The organism is Geodermatophilus sp. DF01-2, assembly GCF_004571065.1.
In the GTDB taxonomy this organism is placed as follows: Bacteria; Actinomycetota; Actinomycetes; order Mycobacteriales; family Geodermatophilaceae; genus Geodermatophilus.
This window is the reverse complement of record NZ_SPQN01000059.1, coordinates 1-15831: the sequence shown is the minus strand read 5'-3', so window position 1 is coordinate 15831 and position 15831 is coordinate 1. Positions and strand designations below refer to the sequence as shown.

At 73.3% G+C, this 15831-nt stretch carries 19 protein-coding genes; 8 read left to right on the top strand and 11 right to left on the bottom strand.

Annotated features, from left to right (window positions below):
- Nucleotides 1–15: 15 nt before the first annotated feature.
- The 4 genes from E4P41_RS15205 to E4P41_RS15190 all read right to left on the bottom strand — a co-directional run bounded on the left by E4P41_RS15205 (nucleotide 16) and on the right by E4P41_RS15190 (nucleotide 3382).
- The gene (locus E4P41_RS15205) at nucleotides 16–357 is read right to left on the bottom strand and encodes a DUF3099 domain-containing protein (RefSeq protein ID WP_135142117.1); all 342 of its coding nucleotides are present in this window, start codon (nucleotides 355–357) and stop codon (nucleotides 16–18) included.
- Between the two features lie 159 nt (nucleotides 358–516).
- Nucleotides 517–1101, bottom strand: coding sequence for an HhH-GPD-type base excision DNA repair protein (locus E4P41_RS15200; RefSeq protein ID WP_135142116.1), 585 nt, complete (start codon nucleotides 1099–1101; stop codon nucleotides 517–519).
- A 329-nt stretch (nucleotides 1102–1430) separates the two neighbouring features.
- Complete coding sequence (locus E4P41_RS15195; protein WP_245177372.1) at nucleotides 1431–2663, bottom strand: MFS transporter; 1233 nt, start codon at nucleotides 2661–2663, stop codon at nucleotides 1431–1433.
- Between the two features lie 122 nt (nucleotides 2664–2785).
- Entirely contained in the window at nucleotides 2786–3382 is a 597-nt protein-coding gene (locus E4P41_RS15190) for a TetR family transcriptional regulator (RefSeq protein WP_135142114.1), read from the bottom strand.
- Nucleotides 3383–3806: 424 nt separating this feature from the next.
- Between E4P41_RS15190 and E4P41_RS15185 the strand changes: the two genes are divergently transcribed.
- Nucleotides 3807–4007, top strand: coding sequence for a hypothetical protein (locus E4P41_RS15185; RefSeq protein ID WP_135142113.1), 201 nt, complete (start codon nucleotides 3807–3809; stop codon nucleotides 4005–4007).
- The gene (locus E4P41_RS15180; RefSeq protein ID WP_135142112.1) at nucleotides 4004–4321 is read left to right on the top strand and encodes a type II toxin-antitoxin system PemK/MazF family toxin; all 318 of its coding nucleotides are present in this window, start codon (nucleotides 4004–4006) and stop codon (nucleotides 4319–4321) included. The genes E4P41_RS15185 and E4P41_RS15180 overlap by 4 nt, the downstream gene beginning before the upstream one ends.
- A gap of 226 nt (nucleotides 4322–4547) precedes the next feature.
- Here E4P41_RS15180 and E4P41_RS15175 read toward each other — a convergent pair whose 3' ends face one another.
- Entirely contained in the window at nucleotides 4548–5429 is an 882-nt protein-coding gene (locus E4P41_RS15175; protein ID WP_135142111.1) for a helix-turn-helix transcriptional regulator, read from the bottom strand.
- A gap of 134 nt (nucleotides 5430–5563) precedes the next feature.
- Here E4P41_RS15175 and E4P41_RS15170 point away from each other — a divergent pair, with 134 nt between their 5' ends.
- Nucleotides 5564–6661, top strand: coding sequence for a zinc-dependent alcohol dehydrogenase family protein (locus tag E4P41_RS15170; RefSeq protein WP_135142110.1), 1098 nt, complete (start codon nucleotides 5564–5566; stop codon nucleotides 6659–6661).
- 278 nt (nucleotides 6662–6939) lie between these two features.
- Here E4P41_RS15170 and E4P41_RS15160 read toward each other — a convergent pair whose 3' ends face one another.
- The gene (locus tag E4P41_RS15160) at nucleotides 6940–7689 is read right to left on the bottom strand and encodes a hypothetical protein (RefSeq protein WP_135142109.1); all 750 of its coding nucleotides are present in this window, start codon (nucleotides 7687–7689) and stop codon (nucleotides 6940–6942) included.
- Nucleotides 7690–7706: 17 nt separating this feature from the next.
- Here E4P41_RS15160 and E4P41_RS15155 point away from each other — a divergent pair, with 17 nt between their 5' ends.
- Nucleotides 7707–8144, top strand: coding sequence for a hypothetical protein (locus E4P41_RS15155; protein ID WP_135142108.1), 438 nt, complete (start codon nucleotides 7707–7709; stop codon nucleotides 8142–8144).
- Between the two features lie 210 nt (nucleotides 8145–8354).
- Nucleotides 8355–9395 (top strand): alpha/beta hydrolase, encoded by a 1041-nt coding sequence (locus tag E4P41_RS15150; RefSeq protein WP_167761102.1) that lies wholly within the window; start codon nucleotides 8355–8357, stop codon nucleotides 9393–9395.
- Between the two features lie 142 nt (nucleotides 9396–9537).
- Here the strand turns inward: E4P41_RS15150 and E4P41_RS15145 are convergent, their stop codons facing one another.
- The 5 genes from E4P41_RS15145 to E4P41_RS15125 all read right to left on the bottom strand — a co-directional run bounded on the left by E4P41_RS15145 (nucleotide 9538) and on the right by E4P41_RS15125 (nucleotide 13253).
- Nucleotides 9538–10104: a TetR family transcriptional regulator gene (locus E4P41_RS15145; protein ID WP_135142106.1), complete on the bottom strand. Its 567-nt coding sequence runs from the start codon at nucleotides 10102–10104 to the stop codon at nucleotides 9538–9540.
- Nucleotides 10101–10697 (bottom strand): sugar O-acetyltransferase, encoded by a 597-nt coding sequence (locus tag E4P41_RS15140; RefSeq protein ID WP_135142105.1) that lies wholly within the window; start codon nucleotides 10695–10697, stop codon nucleotides 10101–10103. The genes E4P41_RS15145 and E4P41_RS15140 overlap by 4 nt, the downstream gene beginning before the upstream one ends.
- Before the next feature lie 201 nt (nucleotides 10698–10898).
- A complete protein-coding gene (locus E4P41_RS15135) occupies nucleotides 10899–11384 on the bottom strand; it encodes an SRPBCC family protein (protein WP_135142104.1) in 486 nt (161 codons plus the stop codon).
- 6 nt (nucleotides 11385–11390) lie between these two features.
- Nucleotides 11391–12422: an LLM class flavin-dependent oxidoreductase gene (locus E4P41_RS15130; RefSeq protein ID WP_135142103.1), complete on the bottom strand. Its 1032-nt coding sequence runs from the start codon at nucleotides 12420–12422 to the stop codon at nucleotides 11391–11393.
- An 18-nt stretch (nucleotides 12423–12440) separates the two neighbouring features.
- Nucleotides 12441–13253 (bottom strand): crotonase/enoyl-CoA hydratase family protein, encoded by an 813-nt coding sequence (locus E4P41_RS15125; RefSeq protein WP_135142102.1) that lies wholly within the window; start codon nucleotides 13251–13253, stop codon nucleotides 12441–12443.
- A gap of 53 nt (nucleotides 13254–13306) precedes the next feature.
- Between E4P41_RS15125 and E4P41_RS15120 the strand changes: the two genes are divergently transcribed.
- From E4P41_RS15120 to sigB, 3 genes are all read left to right on the top strand, one after another.
- Nucleotides 13307–13810: a helix-turn-helix domain-containing protein gene (locus E4P41_RS15120; protein WP_135142101.1), complete on the top strand. Its 504-nt coding sequence runs from the start codon at nucleotides 13307–13309 to the stop codon at nucleotides 13808–13810.
- 92 nt (nucleotides 13811–13902) lie between these two features.
- A complete protein-coding gene (dtd, locus tag E4P41_RS15115) occupies nucleotides 13903–14334 on the top strand; it encodes a D-aminoacyl-tRNA deacylase (RefSeq protein WP_135142100.1) in 432 nt (143 codons plus the stop codon).
- Between the two features lie 251 nt (nucleotides 14335–14585).
- Complete coding sequence (gene sigB / locus E4P41_RS15110; RefSeq protein WP_135142099.1) at nucleotides 14586–15569, top strand: RNA polymerase sigma factor SigB; 984 nt, start codon at nucleotides 14586–14588, stop codon at nucleotides 15567–15569.
- Nucleotides 15570–15831 lie beyond the last annotated feature (262 nt).

Sequence of the window (15831 nt, the reverse complement as noted above, 5' to 3'; positions counted from 1 at the left end):
GGTGCCCGGCCGAGGTCAGTGGTCGATGACCCGGCCGGGGCGGGCGGGGTTCTCCAGGATGCGGTCCGGCCGGGGTGCGGTGTAGCGGTTGACGTCGAGCTTCTTCTTCGGTGGCCGGTCGTTGGCCATCATCACCGCGATCCAGGGCAGCACGGTGCCCAGCACGGCGAAGATCAGCGCCAGCCACAGGACCTGGTAGAAGACCGCCGCCAGCACCAGGCTCACCCCGCGGACGGCCATGGTGAGCACGTAGCGCCGCTTCCGTGCCGCGTGCTGCTCGGCCAGGCTCGGCTCCGCCTCGGTGATGAGCACCGGCTCGGGCCGACGGGAACGCGCGGGCGGCTGGCTCGAGGCCACGGGCTTCCTCCTCTCCGCCGGCCCTGACGGATCCGGCGGATCCCCTCCGCGGGCTGCGGCGCCCGGCGTCCCGACGGCGCGCGGGTCCCCGCACAGCCCGGGGTCCGCCGCCCATCGTGCCACCGGATCGGGGTCGGCGCAGGCCCCCCGCACACCAACTCAGCAGCTCGCGACCGCCTTGGCGGCGCGCTTGGCCTCCTGCTTGAACTGCCGGACCTCGGCCAGCGACTCGGGGCCGGTGATGTCGGCGACCGAACGGCGCGAGCCCTCCAGGCCGTAGTCCCCGGCGGCCTCCCGCCAGCCGGGCGGGGTCACGCCGTACTGCTTGCCGAGCAGCGCGACGAGGATCTCCGCCTTCTGCGCGCCGAAGCCGGGCAGCTCCCGCACCCGCCGCAGCAGGGTGGCGCCGTCGGGAACGCCGTCCCACAGGGCCTCGGCCCGGCCGCCGTACCGGTCGACCAGCAGCCGGCAGACGGCCTGCGCCCGGGCGGCCATCGAGCCCGGGTAGCGGTGGATCGCCGGCGGCCCCTGGGACCAGATGGTCAGCTGCTCGGGGTCGGCGTCGGCGATGTCGGCCGCGGAGAGGGCGTCCACCCCCATGCGGTCGGCCAGCAGCCGCGGCCCGGAGAAGGCCCGCTCCATCGGGAACTGCTGGTCGAGCAGCATCCCGAGCAGCAGCGCGAGCGGGTCGCGGCCGAGCAGCTCGTCGGCCGCCGGGTCCTGGGCGAGCGTCAAGGTCGGCACCCGAGCAGTCTGCCGCACCCGCCCGGAGGATGACGTTTCCCCGCCGGTGCTGTCGCCGGAGCCGCTCCTCGATGTGAGACGTCCGGTGCGCCTGCCGTCGAGCAATCGGTCCGGGCAGCTGGCCGAGCGAGACGAAGGCGGCTGTGGCCGCGTGCGGTTCTGTGGCCGCCGCTGCGACCACACCGGTGCACCGCTGGCCATGAGCGAGATCGAAGCCGACGACTTCGAAACCGGCGGCAGCATCGCCTACCACGCCGACGCCGGCGGTAGATATCTCATCTCTTCGCCCGGGCTCAGCGCTCACCTGCTTCGCGGACGCATCGTCGCGCTCACGGCCGTGGCGTCGTCGGGGCGGCCGCCGGCCCGCCTGGCGCGGTCACGTCCGCCGCGCTGGGCTCGCGGTCCTGCGCGGGGGCGGCGACGAGGACCCGCCCACCCAGCAGGACGACGAGTCCGGCGAGCACGACGCTGAACAGCGCGACGCGCAGGCTGATCGCGTCCGCGACGACGCCGATGACCGCCGGAGAGAGCAGGAAGCCCACGCGCACCAGCCAGCTGACGACGGTCAGGCCGACCCCGTGCGGCAGGCCGGGCAGCTCGTCCGCGGCGTGCATGACCGCCGGGAAGAGCGTCGCGACGCCGAGGCCGGCCAGCGCGAACCCGAGCAGCGCCGTGCCGACGGACGGGACGGCGAGCGCGAGGCTCATGCCGGCGGCGGTGACGGCCCCGCCGACGCGGACGACACGACGCTGCCCGAAGCGGTCGACGACCCGGTCGCCGACGAGACGACCGGCGGTCATCGCGCCCTGCAGCGCGACGAAGGCGAGACCGCCGACGGCGGCGCTGGCTCCCACCTCGCCGCGCATGTAGAGCGCGCCCCAGGTCGAGCCGGCGTCCTGGACGAACGCCTCGCACGACGCGAGCACGCCCAGCACCCCGAGTAGCAGCACGGTGCGACCGGTGGCGTGCCCGAGCAGCCGGCGGCCGGCGGCCGGGGCCGGCTCGCCGTCACCCGGGCCGGCGCGCTCGGCGTCCTCCGGGCCCGCGAGCAGGAGGCGGTACGCCACCAGCGCGACGACGCCGAACACGGCCGCGGACGCTGCCAGGTGCACGCTCAACGGTACGGACAGCCCGGCGGCGGCGGACCCGAGCAGCCCGCCGACGACGGCACCGATGCTCCACAGCCCGTGGAGGGAGTTGAAGATCGAGCGGCCGTATGCGCGCTGCACCCGCAACCCGTGCGCGTTCTGCGCGACGTCGACGACTGCGTCCAGCGCCCCGACGACGAGCATGGCGGCTACGAGCACGATCCAGGTTCCGGCCAGCGGGACGACGGCGACGGCCACCGCGAGCGCGATCAGTCCGAAGGCGGCGACCTTCGCTGACCCCAGCCGCTGGATGAGGACGGGCGCGAGCAGCCCGGCCAGCAGCGCCCCGACCGGCATCGCGGCGATCGCGCTGCCGAGCGCGGCGTTGCCCAGATCCAGCTGGTCCTTGATGGCCGGCAGCCGCGGCACGAGGTTCGCGTACAGGACCGCGTTGAGGAAGAACAGCGCCGACACGGCCGCGCGTGCGTGACGCAGACGCGGCTCGACGGCAGGAGCAGGTGACGGGGACGGGGACGGCATGGTGGAGGGCTCCGGGACAGGCTGCAGAGGCGTGCCGCGAGGCGGCGACGGCCGGACTAGCGGGTGATGCGGAGGAGGGCGGAATGAACCTGCTCGGGCGTCATGGGGTCCGTGGACAGGAACTGGTGCAGGACGAGCCCTTCGACGAGGGCGTCGAGCTCGCGCGCGGTCACCGGGTCGAAGTGCAGCTCGAGCGCTCGCCGGCTGCGCACCATCCAGTCCTGGGTCACCGCGCGCAGCGCCGGGCGCCGAGCGGCGGCGACGTACAGCTCGACGGCGAGCACCAGCGTGCGCTCGTTCCCGAGGAGGTCCTCGGCCAGGTGCCGGGCGAGCGCGTCGAGCGCGGCCTGTTGGTCCGGCGCCGCACGCATCCACTCCTCGAGCGCCCCGGCGACCTGCTCGCCGTGGACGGTGAACGCGGCCGCCAGCAGCTCGTCGAGGGAGGAGAAGTGGTAGGTCGTCGATCCCAACGGCACGTCGGCGACCCGCGCGATCGCGCGATGGGTGGCGCCCTCGACGCCGTGCTCGGCGATCACGTCCAGCGCCGTGGCGATGAGCCGCTCGCGCCGGTCGGGGTCATAGCGGCGCGCCCGGCGAGCCGGCTCGCCGGCTGACGGGCGGCCGAGCGCCTCCGCGGTCGCCTGGGCGCTCACGGTCGGGTTCCGCCTCGCGCGGCGGGAGGCCCGGCAGGTTCTCGGTCACGCATCCGCTCGGGCATCCTCCAGCAGGCGGCGTCCGCATGCACGAGCATGTGGACGAGCGTACACACCGTTGTGGACGGATGTCCGCAACGATCCGAACCGACGCTCCGGACGGGCTGCCTCTGCCACCGTCAGCGGCTTCGTCGACGCGTGTGCTGGTCCAGCATCATCCCGAGGAGCAGGGCGAGCGGGTCCGGCTCAGCAGGTCGTCGGCGGCGTCGTCCTGGGTGATGCGGAGGGCCGGCACGTGGAGATGGTGCCGGGGAGCCGTCCCGCGGCAATCATCCGGCGGCGGTACCCAGCGGCCACTGCGCGATTCGATCACCTGGACCGCCGACTGTTGCACAGCTGTCAAACAGCTGTATAACCTCACGGCGTGACCAGGACCATCGGATTTCGTCCGACCGATGAGGACGAGCGGATCATCCGCGAGGCGATGCGGGACGACGAGCGGACGGCCGACGTCATCCGCCGCGCCCTCCGCCTCCTGGACCGTGAAGCGTGGCTTGCGCGAGCGCGGGCCGACGCCGAGCGGCTGGCGGACGAGGACCTGTCCGGCGAGGCCGACGCCTGGTGATCCGCGGCGCCGTCTACCGGGTCGACCTCGGCGAGGCACGCCGTGGGCACGAGCAACGCGGCCGGCGCTACGGCCTGGTCCTGAGCCCGACCGACATGGCGTGGAGCGTCGCCACGATCGTTCCGACGTCGACACAGGCACAGCCGACCGTCTTCCGGCCCGAGATCGAGTTGGGCGGGGTTCCCACCCGGTTCCTCGTCGATCAGCTACGCAGCATCGACGTGCGGTTCATCCACGGAGAGCCCGCCTACTTCCTCCATCGCGACGAACTCGAGGAGGTCGAGGTCGCCGCCACCCGATACCTCGGCCTCTGATCCGCGCCTGCCTGCACCGCCCCCTGGGACAGGGCCGGCCTGCTGCTTCGTCCACCCATGTGCTGGTCCAGCATCATTCCGAGAAGCAGCGCGAGCGGGTCGTGGCTCAGCAGCTCGTCGGCGGCGGCGTCCTGGGCGATGCGGAGCGTGGCACCCGGGCAGTGTGCCGCACAGGCGCTCCGCCACAACGCCCCGCTGCCGCGGCGTCGACCGCCGCAGGGCGAGGTCAGGGTCGCTCTGTCGCAGGGGCGGTCGTGTCGGCGGTGGTCGCCGTCCAGCTCGCCAGGAGCTTGAGAGCGTCCTCGGACGGTGACCCGGGTTCGGCGGTGTAGATGGTCAGGTCCAGCACCCAGTGGTCCTCGGTGGGCAGGTCGAGGGAGTGGTAGACGAGGTCGAGGCTGCCCACGGCGGGGTGCTGGAACTGCTTGACCCCGGCGTGGTGGAGGCGCACGTCGTGGGCGGCCCAGCGGGTGCGGAACGCCTCGCTGACGGTGGACAGCTCCCCGACGAGCTCGCGCAGGTCCTTGTCGTGGGGGTCGCGGCCGGCCTCGGTGCGCAGCAGGGCGACGGTGGTGTTGGCCGCGCCGTCCCAGTCGGTGTGGTAGTCGCGCGCCCGTGGGTCCAGGAACTGGAAGCGGGCGATGTTCGCCGGCCGGCGCGGGTCGTCGAACAGCGGGACGTAGAGGGCGCGGGCGAGGGTGTTGCTGGCGAGGATGTCCATGCGGCCGTTGCGGACGAACGCCGCCGAGGACGTCATCGAGTCCAGCATCCACTGCACGCGGGGGTGGACCCGGGCCTTGCTGCGCCGCTGGGGTGCGCGGGTGGGCTTGGCGGCGCGGGCCAGGTCGTACAGGTAGATCCGCTCGGCCTCGTCGAGCTGCAGTGCGCGGGCGACGGCGTCGAGGACGTCTTCGGAGACGCCGGCGATGTGGCCCTTCTCCAGCCGGGTGTACCAGTCGGTGCTCACCCCGGCGAGGACGGCGACCTCCTCACGGCGCAGACCGATCACCCGCCGCCGTCCGCCGCCCGGCAGCAGCCCCGCCTGCTCCGGGGTGATGCGGGCGCGCCGGCCGGTGAGGAAGTCGCGGATGTCGGAGCGGTTGTCCACCACGTCGACGCTACGTCGCCCCGCCGGTCCAGGGAGGTCGAGCTTCTACCCCCCACGAACGCGACCCCCCACGCCCGTGCCCGGAGGGGTTCTGTGGAGTCCAGCGCCCACCCCACTCCAGAAGGAGCACCCCCATGCGAGGAGCCGTTCTCCACACCCCCGGCGACATCCGCGTCGAGCAGCGGCCGGACCCGACCATCGAGCAGCCCACCGACGCGGTCATCCGGCTGGCCGCGACCTGCGTCTGCGGCTCGGACCTGTGGCCCTACCGCGGCATCGAAGAGGTCGACGGGCCGACCCCGATGGGGCACGAGTACGTCGGCGTCGTCGAGGACGTCGGCAGCGAGGTCCGCACCATCAAGCCGGGGCAGTTCGTCGTCGGCTCCTTCTTCGCCTCCGACAACACCTGCGAGATCTGCCGGGCCGGCTACCAGTCCCGCTGCGTGCACGCCGAGCCGATGAACCCCATCGGCACCCAGGCCGAGTACGCCCGCATCCCGCTGGCCGACGGCACCCTCGTCGCCACCCCCGACACGCCCCCCGACGACCTCGTGCCGAGCCTGCTGGCCGCCTCCGACGTGCTCGGCACCGGCTGGTTCGCCGCCGTCGCCGCCGAGGCCGGCCCGGGCAAGACCGTCGCCGTCGTCGGCGACGGCGCCGTCGGCCTGCTCGGCGTCCTCGCGGCCAAGCAGCTGGGCGTCGAGCGGATCATCGCGATGAGCCGGCACGAGCCCCGGCAGGAGCTCGCCCTGGACTTCGGTGCCACCGACGTCGTGACCGAGCGCGGCGACGACGGCGTCGCGCGGGTCAAGGAGCTCACCGGCGGGCTCGGCGCGCACTCGGTCATCGAGGCCGTGGGCACCCAGGAGTCGATGATGCAGGCCATCCGCGCCACCCGCCCCGGCGGGCACGTCGGCTACGTCGGCGTCTCCCACGACGTGGCACTGCCCGGTGAGGAGCTGTTCTTCTCCGGCGTCCACCTGCACGGCGGCCCCGCCCCGGTGCGCCGGTTCCTGCCCGAGCTCATCGAGCTGATCTGCAACCGGACCATCGACCCGGGGAAGGTCTTCGACCTCACCCTGCCGCTGGACCAGGCCGCCGAGGCGTACCGGGCGATGGACGAGCGGCGCGCGATCAAGGCGCTGCTCGCCGTCTACCGCGACCCGAACCGGGCGGACGACGCCGGACCGCTCACCGACAGTCCGCACAGCCACCACATGTCCAGGACATGAGAGGAGCACGAAGATGGCAGAGACAGCTGGTCGCCGCTTCGCCGGCGAGGTCGCATTCGTCACCGGCGCCGGCAGCGGCATCGGACGGGCGACCGCCTGGACGGCCCGACCGTGGGCATCGGCATGGCTGCGACCGGCTGAGCCCTGGAGCTGAACAGGCTCGACCACGCTCGCCTTGTGGCCGTTCCCCTGCGCTGTCGCGACCTGGATCGACACTTCCTGCCGGGGTCAGGCGACTGACCCGACGCTCGGAGCACCCGTCGAGACCGGTCGTCGGGTCACCGGTCGAGGGCGGCATCGAACGCCAGCCGCAGGACGCGCCGCGCCGGGACGGGTGCCCGTGCGGCCGCGAGGGAGCAGGCCACGGTTCCCGGCGTCAGCTCGTGCCACCACTCGCCCGTGACGTCCAGGACCAAGGCTGTTCCGTTCACCTCGGCCGGGCTGACCTGCCGGTCGAAGGCCACGTCCTCAGCCACCTGCCGGACCAGCTCGTAGGCGAACCCGAGGCGATCGCTCCGGGGCCGGGATGACCGGCGGTCGTTCGTCCAGTCCAGCGCCTCCCTGTACGTGCCCAGGACCGCGCGGTGGAGCGGGGGACGATCCTGCAGCGCAGCGAACTCCGGCGGTACACCTGCCTGCTCTCTCTCCATGCGCCGCTGTTCCCACCCCCGGCGGTCGTTCGGGGCCGACGGCCGAGTCCGTGCGCGCACCTCGAGCTCGAGCAGGGCGTCCCACCAGCTCTCCCACTGCCGGGCCGCCTCGTCCCGTTCCGCGAAGCTCAGCAGCGAGCTGCGGTCGGGCGGCCGGTGGGTCAGGGCAGGCGGCACGCCCGGTGCGGCCGGCACCGGCAGCTGCACGGCGTCCCGGACGTAGAGGGCCACGTGCGGCAGCTGCGGGTTCGACTCCTCGAACCGCCACGACGCCGACCCGGCCTCCTGCACGACGACCACCCCGCTCTTCGACGCTGCCCGCCGCCATCCTCTCGGGTCGCCACGCTCCTCCGGGGTCGTGGACGCCGGAGTGTCCATTCACCGACCATGCCGAGATGGGTTGGGAGTCGTTCGTCCCCCTTCGGCCGGTGCGGCGCCGGCCGCGCCCGGAGCGCTGGCCGTTCCTCCGCACCGCCCGGCTGAACGCGGTGGGCCGGAGCGCACTGGGCGGCGCCTGTCTGGTGGCGGCGGCCGCGTCGGCGCCGGCGCTCCGGCGGTCGGGATGGCCCTGGCCGCTGCGGGCGGCGCCTGGCCCGGCCGCCGTCCTGGCCGGCTTGGTGCTGGCCGACCGGCGGAAGTGGGCCGGCATGGAGAGCGGCTTCACCTTCACCGACGACCCCATGGAGCTGCGCACCGTGGCCGACCGACTGGCCGCCCAGGACCTGCCGGTGCGCTTGCAGGAGCAGCCGCCGACGCTCCGGTACGCGCACCGGGACGCCCGGCGGGTGCACGCCGCATTGGAGGAGCTCGGGATCCGGCCACCGACCTGGTGAAGCGCGGCGGCTCGACGGGCACGGTCCCGTCGCGGGCCAACGCGAACCCGGCCAGCTCGACGACGACAGCACCCATCCCGGTCCGGCGGCACCATCCGGCCCAGCCCCGTCGAGCCCCAGCGCGCCGGTTCCCCGTCCGGAAGCGCCGAATCCGGCCGCACACGGTGGACTGAACCTGCGCGGTTGCACCCGATGCAGGCCGGACCTAGCGTGACCGCTCGTCTCGTCGAGCCGGACGGGCACGCGCGGAAGCTCTGCACGCTGGCCGAGGCCGGCGGAACGAAGGGGGACGCGATGGCCCGGATGGATCTGCGGGTGCGGCTGATCGGTCGGCTGGTCGGACTGGTGTCGGTCAGCAAGATGGACGACGCCCGACTGCGGAAGGTGCAGCAGCGACGAATCGGCCACAACCCGGTGACCGACCTCCTGTTCGGCGCGGTCGCCGAGGGCGTGCGGCTGACCGATCGGACGGCGAAGGGCGAGATCGGCCCGGTGCCGATCCGCGTCTACCGGCCCGACCAGCCGGTCGGCACATCGCTCCCCCTGGTGGTCAACTTCCACGGCGGGGGCTGGACGATCGGCTCGCTGGACACGGCCGACTGGCTGTGCAGCCATGTCTCGGCCACCACCGGCGCCGTCGTCGTCTCGGTCGACTACCGGCTCGCGCCCGGGCACCGCTGGCCGGCGGCGGCCGAGGACTGCTACCAGGCCCTCGTCGACGTGGTCGACCGCGCCGCCGAGTTCGGTGCCGACGCCGGCCGGATCGCGGTCATGGGCGACAGCGCGGGAGGGAACCTGGCAGCGGTGGTCAGCCTCATGGCCCGGGACCGCTCCGGCCCGCCCATCGCCCACCAGGGGCTGATCTACCCGGCCGTCGACCTGACCATGAGCAGCCCGTCCATCGAGCAGAACGCGCAGGCGCCGATCCTGACGAAGGCCGACTGCCTGGCCTTCCGGAACCACTACCTCGGCGGCCAGGACCCGAAGCAGCCCTACGCCTCACCGCTGTTCGCCGACGACCTCTCGGGGCTGCCGCCGGCACTGGTCCAGGTGGCCGAGCACGACCCCATCCGCGACGACGGCCGGCGGTACGCCGCGGCGTTGACCGAAGCCGGCGTGCCGGTACGGCTGACCGAGTACGTCGGCATGCCACACGGCTATCTCGCGTTTCCGCGGCTCTGCCGGTCGGCTCCCCAGGCGCTGGCCGAGCTGTGCTCGGAGCAGGCGACCGCCCTGGCCCGGCGCCCGTGAACCACCCGGGCGAACTGGCTGGCAGCCCTCCCGCGTCGAGGATCGGGCCCCGGTAGGACACGACCGCGTGCCCGGGCGCGTTCTGCGCGGCGTCGACGGTCGCGGCAGCGACGGACCAGGCGAGATCCGAGGAACGGCCGGGTCAGCCGGCGAGCCGGTGGAGGGCGGAGCGGATCCGAGTGGCGTCCATCGGGTCGGTGGACAGGGCGCTGTGCAGGACCAGGCCCTCCACCAGCGCGTCGACCTCTCGCGCAGTCACCGGGTCGAGGTGGCGTTCGAGACTGCGGCGGCTGCGGGACATCCAGTCCTGGGTGACCGCCCGCAGGGCCGGGTTGCGGGCCGCGGCGACGTAGAGCTCGACGGCCAGCACCAGGTCGCGCTGGGAGCCGAGCAGGTCGCCGGTGAGGTGCTCGACCAGCGCCTCGAGCGCCGCCGCCCGGTCCGGTGCGGCGCGCATGCGCTCGTCGAAGCGGGCCGCGACGGTGTCGACGTGCCGCGTGAACGCCGCGGCGAACAGGTCGGTCAGCGAGCCGAAGTGGTAGGTCAGCGACCCCAGCGGGACGTCGGCCGCACGGGCGATCGCCCGGTGCGTGGCGGCGGCGACGCCGTTCTCTGCGATGACGTCGAGCGTGGTGTCCACCAGCCGGTCGCGCCGTCCCGGGTCGTACCGGCGGGCCCGCCGCGCCGGTACGGGGGCGTCGGCACTCACCGGCCGGGCTCGTCCAGCCTGCGGACGACGCGGGCGGGATTGCCCACGGCGACCACGTTCGCCGGCAGGTCGCGCGCAACCACCGACCCGGCCCCGACGACGGTGTTCTCCCCGATGGTCACACCGGGAAGCACGATCGCTCCGCCGCCGAGCCAGACGTTGTCGCCGATCGTGATCGGCTCGGCAGCCTCCCACTTGTCCCGCCGCGGCTCCGGCTCGACCGGGTGGGTCGGGGTGAGCAGCTGGACGTCGGGCCCGATCTGGACGTCGTCCCCGATGGTGATCGGCGCGACGTCCAGCGCGACGAGACCGAAGTTCGCGAAGCACCGGGCGCCGATGCGGATGTGGCTGCCGTAGTCGACGTGGAACGGCGGCCGGATCTCGGTGCCCTCCCCGACGGCGCCGAGCAACTCCTCGAGCAGCTGACGGCGAAGGGGAGCCTGACGGACCGTCGTCGCGTTGTAGGCGTCGGCCAGGTCCAGGGCCCGGGTGCTGGCCTCGGCGAGCTCGGGGTCGTCGGCGATGTAGAGGTCGCCGGCGAGCATCCGCTCGCGCATGGTCCGGATGTCGCCCGCGTCGGGCCGTGAACTCATAGGAACGAACGTACACAACGGCCCGTCACCCCGTCGTTCCGGGCGTGACCGTGGACGGAGGACCGGGGTGCCGGTAGGGAGGTGAGCTCGTCACCGTGACAGCCGAGCAGCTCGTCGGCGGCGTCGTCCTGGGCGAGGCGCGAGGTGGGCACGCCCGAATCCTGCCGACGGTGGAGCGCCCGTCGCCGGGAGGACCCCGGGTCACTCGGCAGATCCGTGGCTCTCGGCCAGGCGCTTGATGCCGTCGACGGTGGTCTGCATGTTCCCCCGGTGCTCCTCCAGCCGGCGGGCGACGATGCGGTCCTCCTTGTCCGGGTGCGCCTCGATGGCCAGCGTCAGACCGGAGGGGGCCGGGCCCATGCGCATCCACTGGCGCAGCAGGGTGCCGGCGTCGGTCGGCTCGAGGGTGAAGCGCCAGGAGGCGGACGGGTGCTCGGAGTCCCCGACCACCCAGCCGAACTCGCGTTCGGGCTCGCGGGCGACGACGGTGCAGGTGGTCTCCCAGTTCCCGATCGCGGGATGGTGGCTGCGCCCGACGAAGCGCTGCTCGTCGAGCCAGCGCACCTCCTGCAGTTCGGCGGAGAACCGGGTGGGGGTGGTGATGTCGCTGGCCAGCGCCCACACCGCGGCCGGCGGCGCGTCGATGAGCGCCTGCACCTCGACGGTGGGGCCGTCGGCGTACTTCACGGCAGATCAGCTCCTCTGCTCGGCGGGGTCGGTGCACAGCTCCAGCAGCGTGCCGAGGGTGGCCAGCCGCTCGTCCAGCGGCCCGGCGAGCTTGGCCTGCAGAGTGGTCACGCCTGCGGCGCGGTAGGCAGCGATCCGCTCGCGCACCAGCTCCGCGGGGCCGAGCAGGTTCGTCCGCCGGCCGAGGTCCACCGGCACCCGGTCGGCGGCCTGCTGGCGCTCACCGGCCAGCCACAACTCCTGCACGGCGCGGACGTCCTCGCCGTAGCCCTGGCGCGCGAAGGCGGCGTTGTAGAAGTTCTGGGCGCGGTTGCCCATGGCACCGATGGTGAAGGCGTAGCCGCGGGCGTGCCGGCGGGCCGCCTCCTCCTCGTCGTCGGTGAACTCCACTCCGACGGGCACGACGACGTCCAGGTCGGCGACCGTCCGCCCGGCGCGGGCGGCGCCGGCGGCCAGCGGCTCGAGGAAGGCCGCGGCGGTCTCGGGCATGAACGCGTTGGCCAGCCAGCCGTCGGCCAGCTCACCGGTCAGGGCCAGGTTCTTCGGGCCCATCGCGGCCAGGTACACCGGCACCGGCGTCGGCGGCGCCGTCGACCGGATCGCCCGGCCCGCGCTGTCGGGCAGTGGCAACCGGTACACCGCGCCGTCGTGGACCAGCCGCTCCCCGGCGGTCACCGTGCGCAGGATCTCGATCGTCTCCCGGGTCATCGCCAGCGGGGAGGTGAACCGCACGCCGTGCCAGCCCTCCATCACCTGTGGGCCGCTGGTGCCCAGCCCCAGCAGGAACCGGCCGCCCGACAGCGCCTGCATGGACATCGCCGACATCGCCAGCAGCGCCGGGGTCCGTGCGCCCAGCTGGGCGATCCCGGTGGCCAGCCGGATACGGCTGGTCCGGGCGACCAGGAAGGCCAGGGGGGTGAACGCGTCGTGCCCCCAGGCCTCGGCCATCCACACCGAGTCCGCGCCGAGCCGCTCGGCCTCCGTCACGAACGCCAGCTCCTCGTCGCTGATCCCGCTGACGGCGACGGCGATCCGCATGCTGCCCTCCGTTCCCGATCAGCGACCGGTGAACCGGGCCGGGCGCCGCTCGACGAACGAGGCGATGCCCTCCTGGAAGTCGGCGGTCGCCTGCACCGCCGCGGCCATCGCCGGGATCGCCTCGACCGCGGCCGGCTCCCCCTGCTCCGCGGCCAGGCGCGCGTTGGCGATCGTGTGTGCCAGCGCCGTCGGGGAGCAGGCGGCGATCTCCCGCGCCAGCTCCAGCGCCCGGTCGGCCTGCCGGCCCGGTGCGACCACCTCCTGCACGAGGCCGATGCGGTGGGCCTCGGCGGCGTCGAACTCGTCGGCGCGCAGCAGGTGGTACATCGCGTTGCCCCAGCCGGCCCGCTGCGCGTACCGGATGGTCGCGCCGCCCAGCGGAGCCAGTCCCCGTTTCGGCTCCAGCTGGCCGAACCGGCTGTCCTCGGCGGCGACGACGACGTCCCCGGCGAGCGCGATCTCGATACCGATCGTGTAGGTGATCCCCTGCACGGCGGTCACCAGCGGCTTGGTCAGCCGGCGACGCAGCCCGTACGGGTCGACGCCGTCGGTGTTCCGCTCGGCGGCGCCCGCGCCGAAGAACAGGGGCATGTCCAGCCCGGCGGTCGTGTGCGCGCCGGCGAAGGTCAGCACTCCGACCCAGAGCTCGGCCTGCTCGTCGAGGCGGGTCAGCGCGGCCGACAGCTCGTCGGCGATCTTCGGGGTGAACGCGTTCTTCTTCTCCGCGCGGTCCACCGTGATCCGCAGGATGTGCGCGTCGACCACCTCGCTGCGCACCTCACCGTGCGGATGCCGCTCCTGCGCTGCCCCGACCCGAGAGGGTTCGCTCATGGTTCGGACCGTAGCGTCGTCCGTTCCACGAAGCAACGCACTACCCTGGCCCCGTGACGCGCACCGACACATCGGCCTGGCCGTGCACCATCGCCCGCGCCGTCAACATCCTCGGCGACGGGTGGAACCTGCTGATCCTCCGCCAGGCCTGCCTGGGAACCCGCCGGTTCGAGGACTTCCAGCGGGCCCTGGGCAGCGGTCGCAACATCCTCGCCGGGCGGCTGGACCACCTCGTCGCCGAGGGGCTGCTGCGCCGGGTGGAGTACCAGCAGCGCCCTCTCCGCCACGAGTACCGGCTCACCGACAAGGGCCGGGAGGTCTACCCCGTCCTCGCCGCGATGGCGGCCTGGGGTGACCGCTGGCTGACCGGACCGGAAGGCACCCCGCTCGTGCTGCACCACACCACCTGCGACCACGACATGCAGGCCGTGGTCGTGTGCAACGTGTGCGACCAGCCGGTCGACGTCCGCCAGGTCCGCGCGCAGCCCGGACCGGGCCACCCGGACAGCTCGCCGGCCGCGGGCACGGCCACGGACGTCGGAGCGCGACCCGTCTGACGCAGGTCGGCGCCGTTCCGCCGAGCCGGTCCCCCCGGTGCCGCCTGTTCACACGTGCTGGTCCAGCCGGGCGCGCGGGCGAGGATGGTCAGGTGCGCGCGGTGGTGAGCAGGGTGGGTACAGCGGCTGTAACAGTGGACGGCGAGGTCGTCGGCGAGATCGGCCGCGGCCTGCTGGCACTGGTCGGAGTGGGCCGCGAGGACGACGCCGCGCAGGCACGGGCGCTGGCCCGCAAGATCCACGAGCTGCGGATCTTCGCCACCGACGACGGCGCCCGCTCGGTCGGCGACCTGGGCCTGCCGGTGCTCGTGGTGAGCCAGTTCACCCTCTACGCGGACACCCGCAAGGGCCGCCGTCCCTCGTGGCAGGACGCCGCCCCCGGTGAGGTGGCCGAGCCGCTGGTCGAGCAGGTGGTCGCCGAGTTGCGCCGTCGCGGCAGCGAAGTGGCGACGGGGGTGTTCGGCGCACGCATGCTGGTCTCGTCGGTCAACGAGGGACCGATGACCTTGCTGCTCGAGGTCTGACCGCCGCCGGTCCGGGGTAGACCGCCGTGACGCGACACACGCCCTGTGCGTTTGCTGTGAAACGGGCATCCGTGGAACACCGGACCCCGCAGGGGCCGTTGAACAGGGCGTACCACAGGGACACAGAGAGCGGAGGCTCACCGGCTGACCCGAGCCGGCGGAGCAGCCCCACCCCCGACGCCCGGATGCGCCGTCGCCCATCGACGACCGGCGGTGTGCATCCGACACGAAGGCAAGGACGAAGACAGATCGTGACGCTGCTGCAGTCTTCCACCACCGACACCCTCGAGGTCCGTTCGCCCCGCCGCGAGCCGGACACGAGCGGTCTGGTCTCGACCGACCTCGTCCGGGTGTACCTCAACACCATCGGCAAGACCGCCCTGCTCACCGCCGAGCAGGAGGTCGAGCTGTCCAAGCGGATCGAGGCCGGCCTCTACGCCGAGCGCCTGCTCGCCGAGCGGCAGCTCACCCCTGCCCTGCAGCGGGACTACAAGGCGCTGGCCGTCGACGGCAAGGCCGCCAAGCGGCACCTGCTCGAGGCCAACCTGCGCCTGGTCGTCTCGGTGGCCAAGCGCTACACCGGCCACGGCATGACGTTCCTGGACCTCATCCAGGAGGGCAACGTCGGCCTGATCCGGGCGGTCGAGAAGTTCGACTACACCAAGGGCTTCAAGTTCTCGACGTACGCGACGTGGTGGATCCGTCAGGCCATCACCCGCGCGATGGCCGACTCCGGCCGCACCATCCGGCTGCCCGTGCACCTCGCCGAGCAGGTCAACAAGGTGGTGCGCACCCGGCGCCGGATCCACCAGGAGCTGGAGCGCGAGCCCACCGCCGAGGAGCTGGGCCTCGAGCTGGACATGACCCCGGAGCGGATCACCGAGCTGCTCGAGTACTCCCGCGACCTGGTGTCGCTGGACCAGACGGTCGGTGCCGACGAGGAGTCCCGCCTCGGTGACTTCATCGAGGACGCCGACGCGGCGGTCGCCGAGGACGCCGTGGCCTTCCAGATGATGAAGGGCGACGTGCGCAACGTGCTCTCCACGCTGGAGGAGCGGGAGCGCGACGTGGTGGTCCTCCGCTTCGGCCTGGACGGCGGCCAGCCGCGCACCCTGGAGCAGATCGGCAAGCAGTTCGGTCTCTCCCGCGAGCGGGTCCGCCAGATCGAGCGCGAGACGATGGCCAAGCTGCGCGACCCGCAGCGCGCCGACGCCCTGCGCGACTATCTCGCCTGATCCACGACGCCGGGAGCCGGTCACCGCGAGGTGGCCGGCTCTCGGCGTCTCTGGGTGGCCCCCGATGATCAGGTGGGCTGATCGTTCCGGGTCCTGACTCGGCACCGGTCGTGAGTCAGGACCCGCAACCGTGAGCTGACCGGAAAATAGCCACCCGCACTGGGGCTCGGCGAGCGCGCTGCAGCGGACCTCGGCGGCAATCGGCGAGGTCGGCTCGAGTGTGGGGTCAGGCTGCTGCGGTGAGGGTGACGGTGTAGCCGAG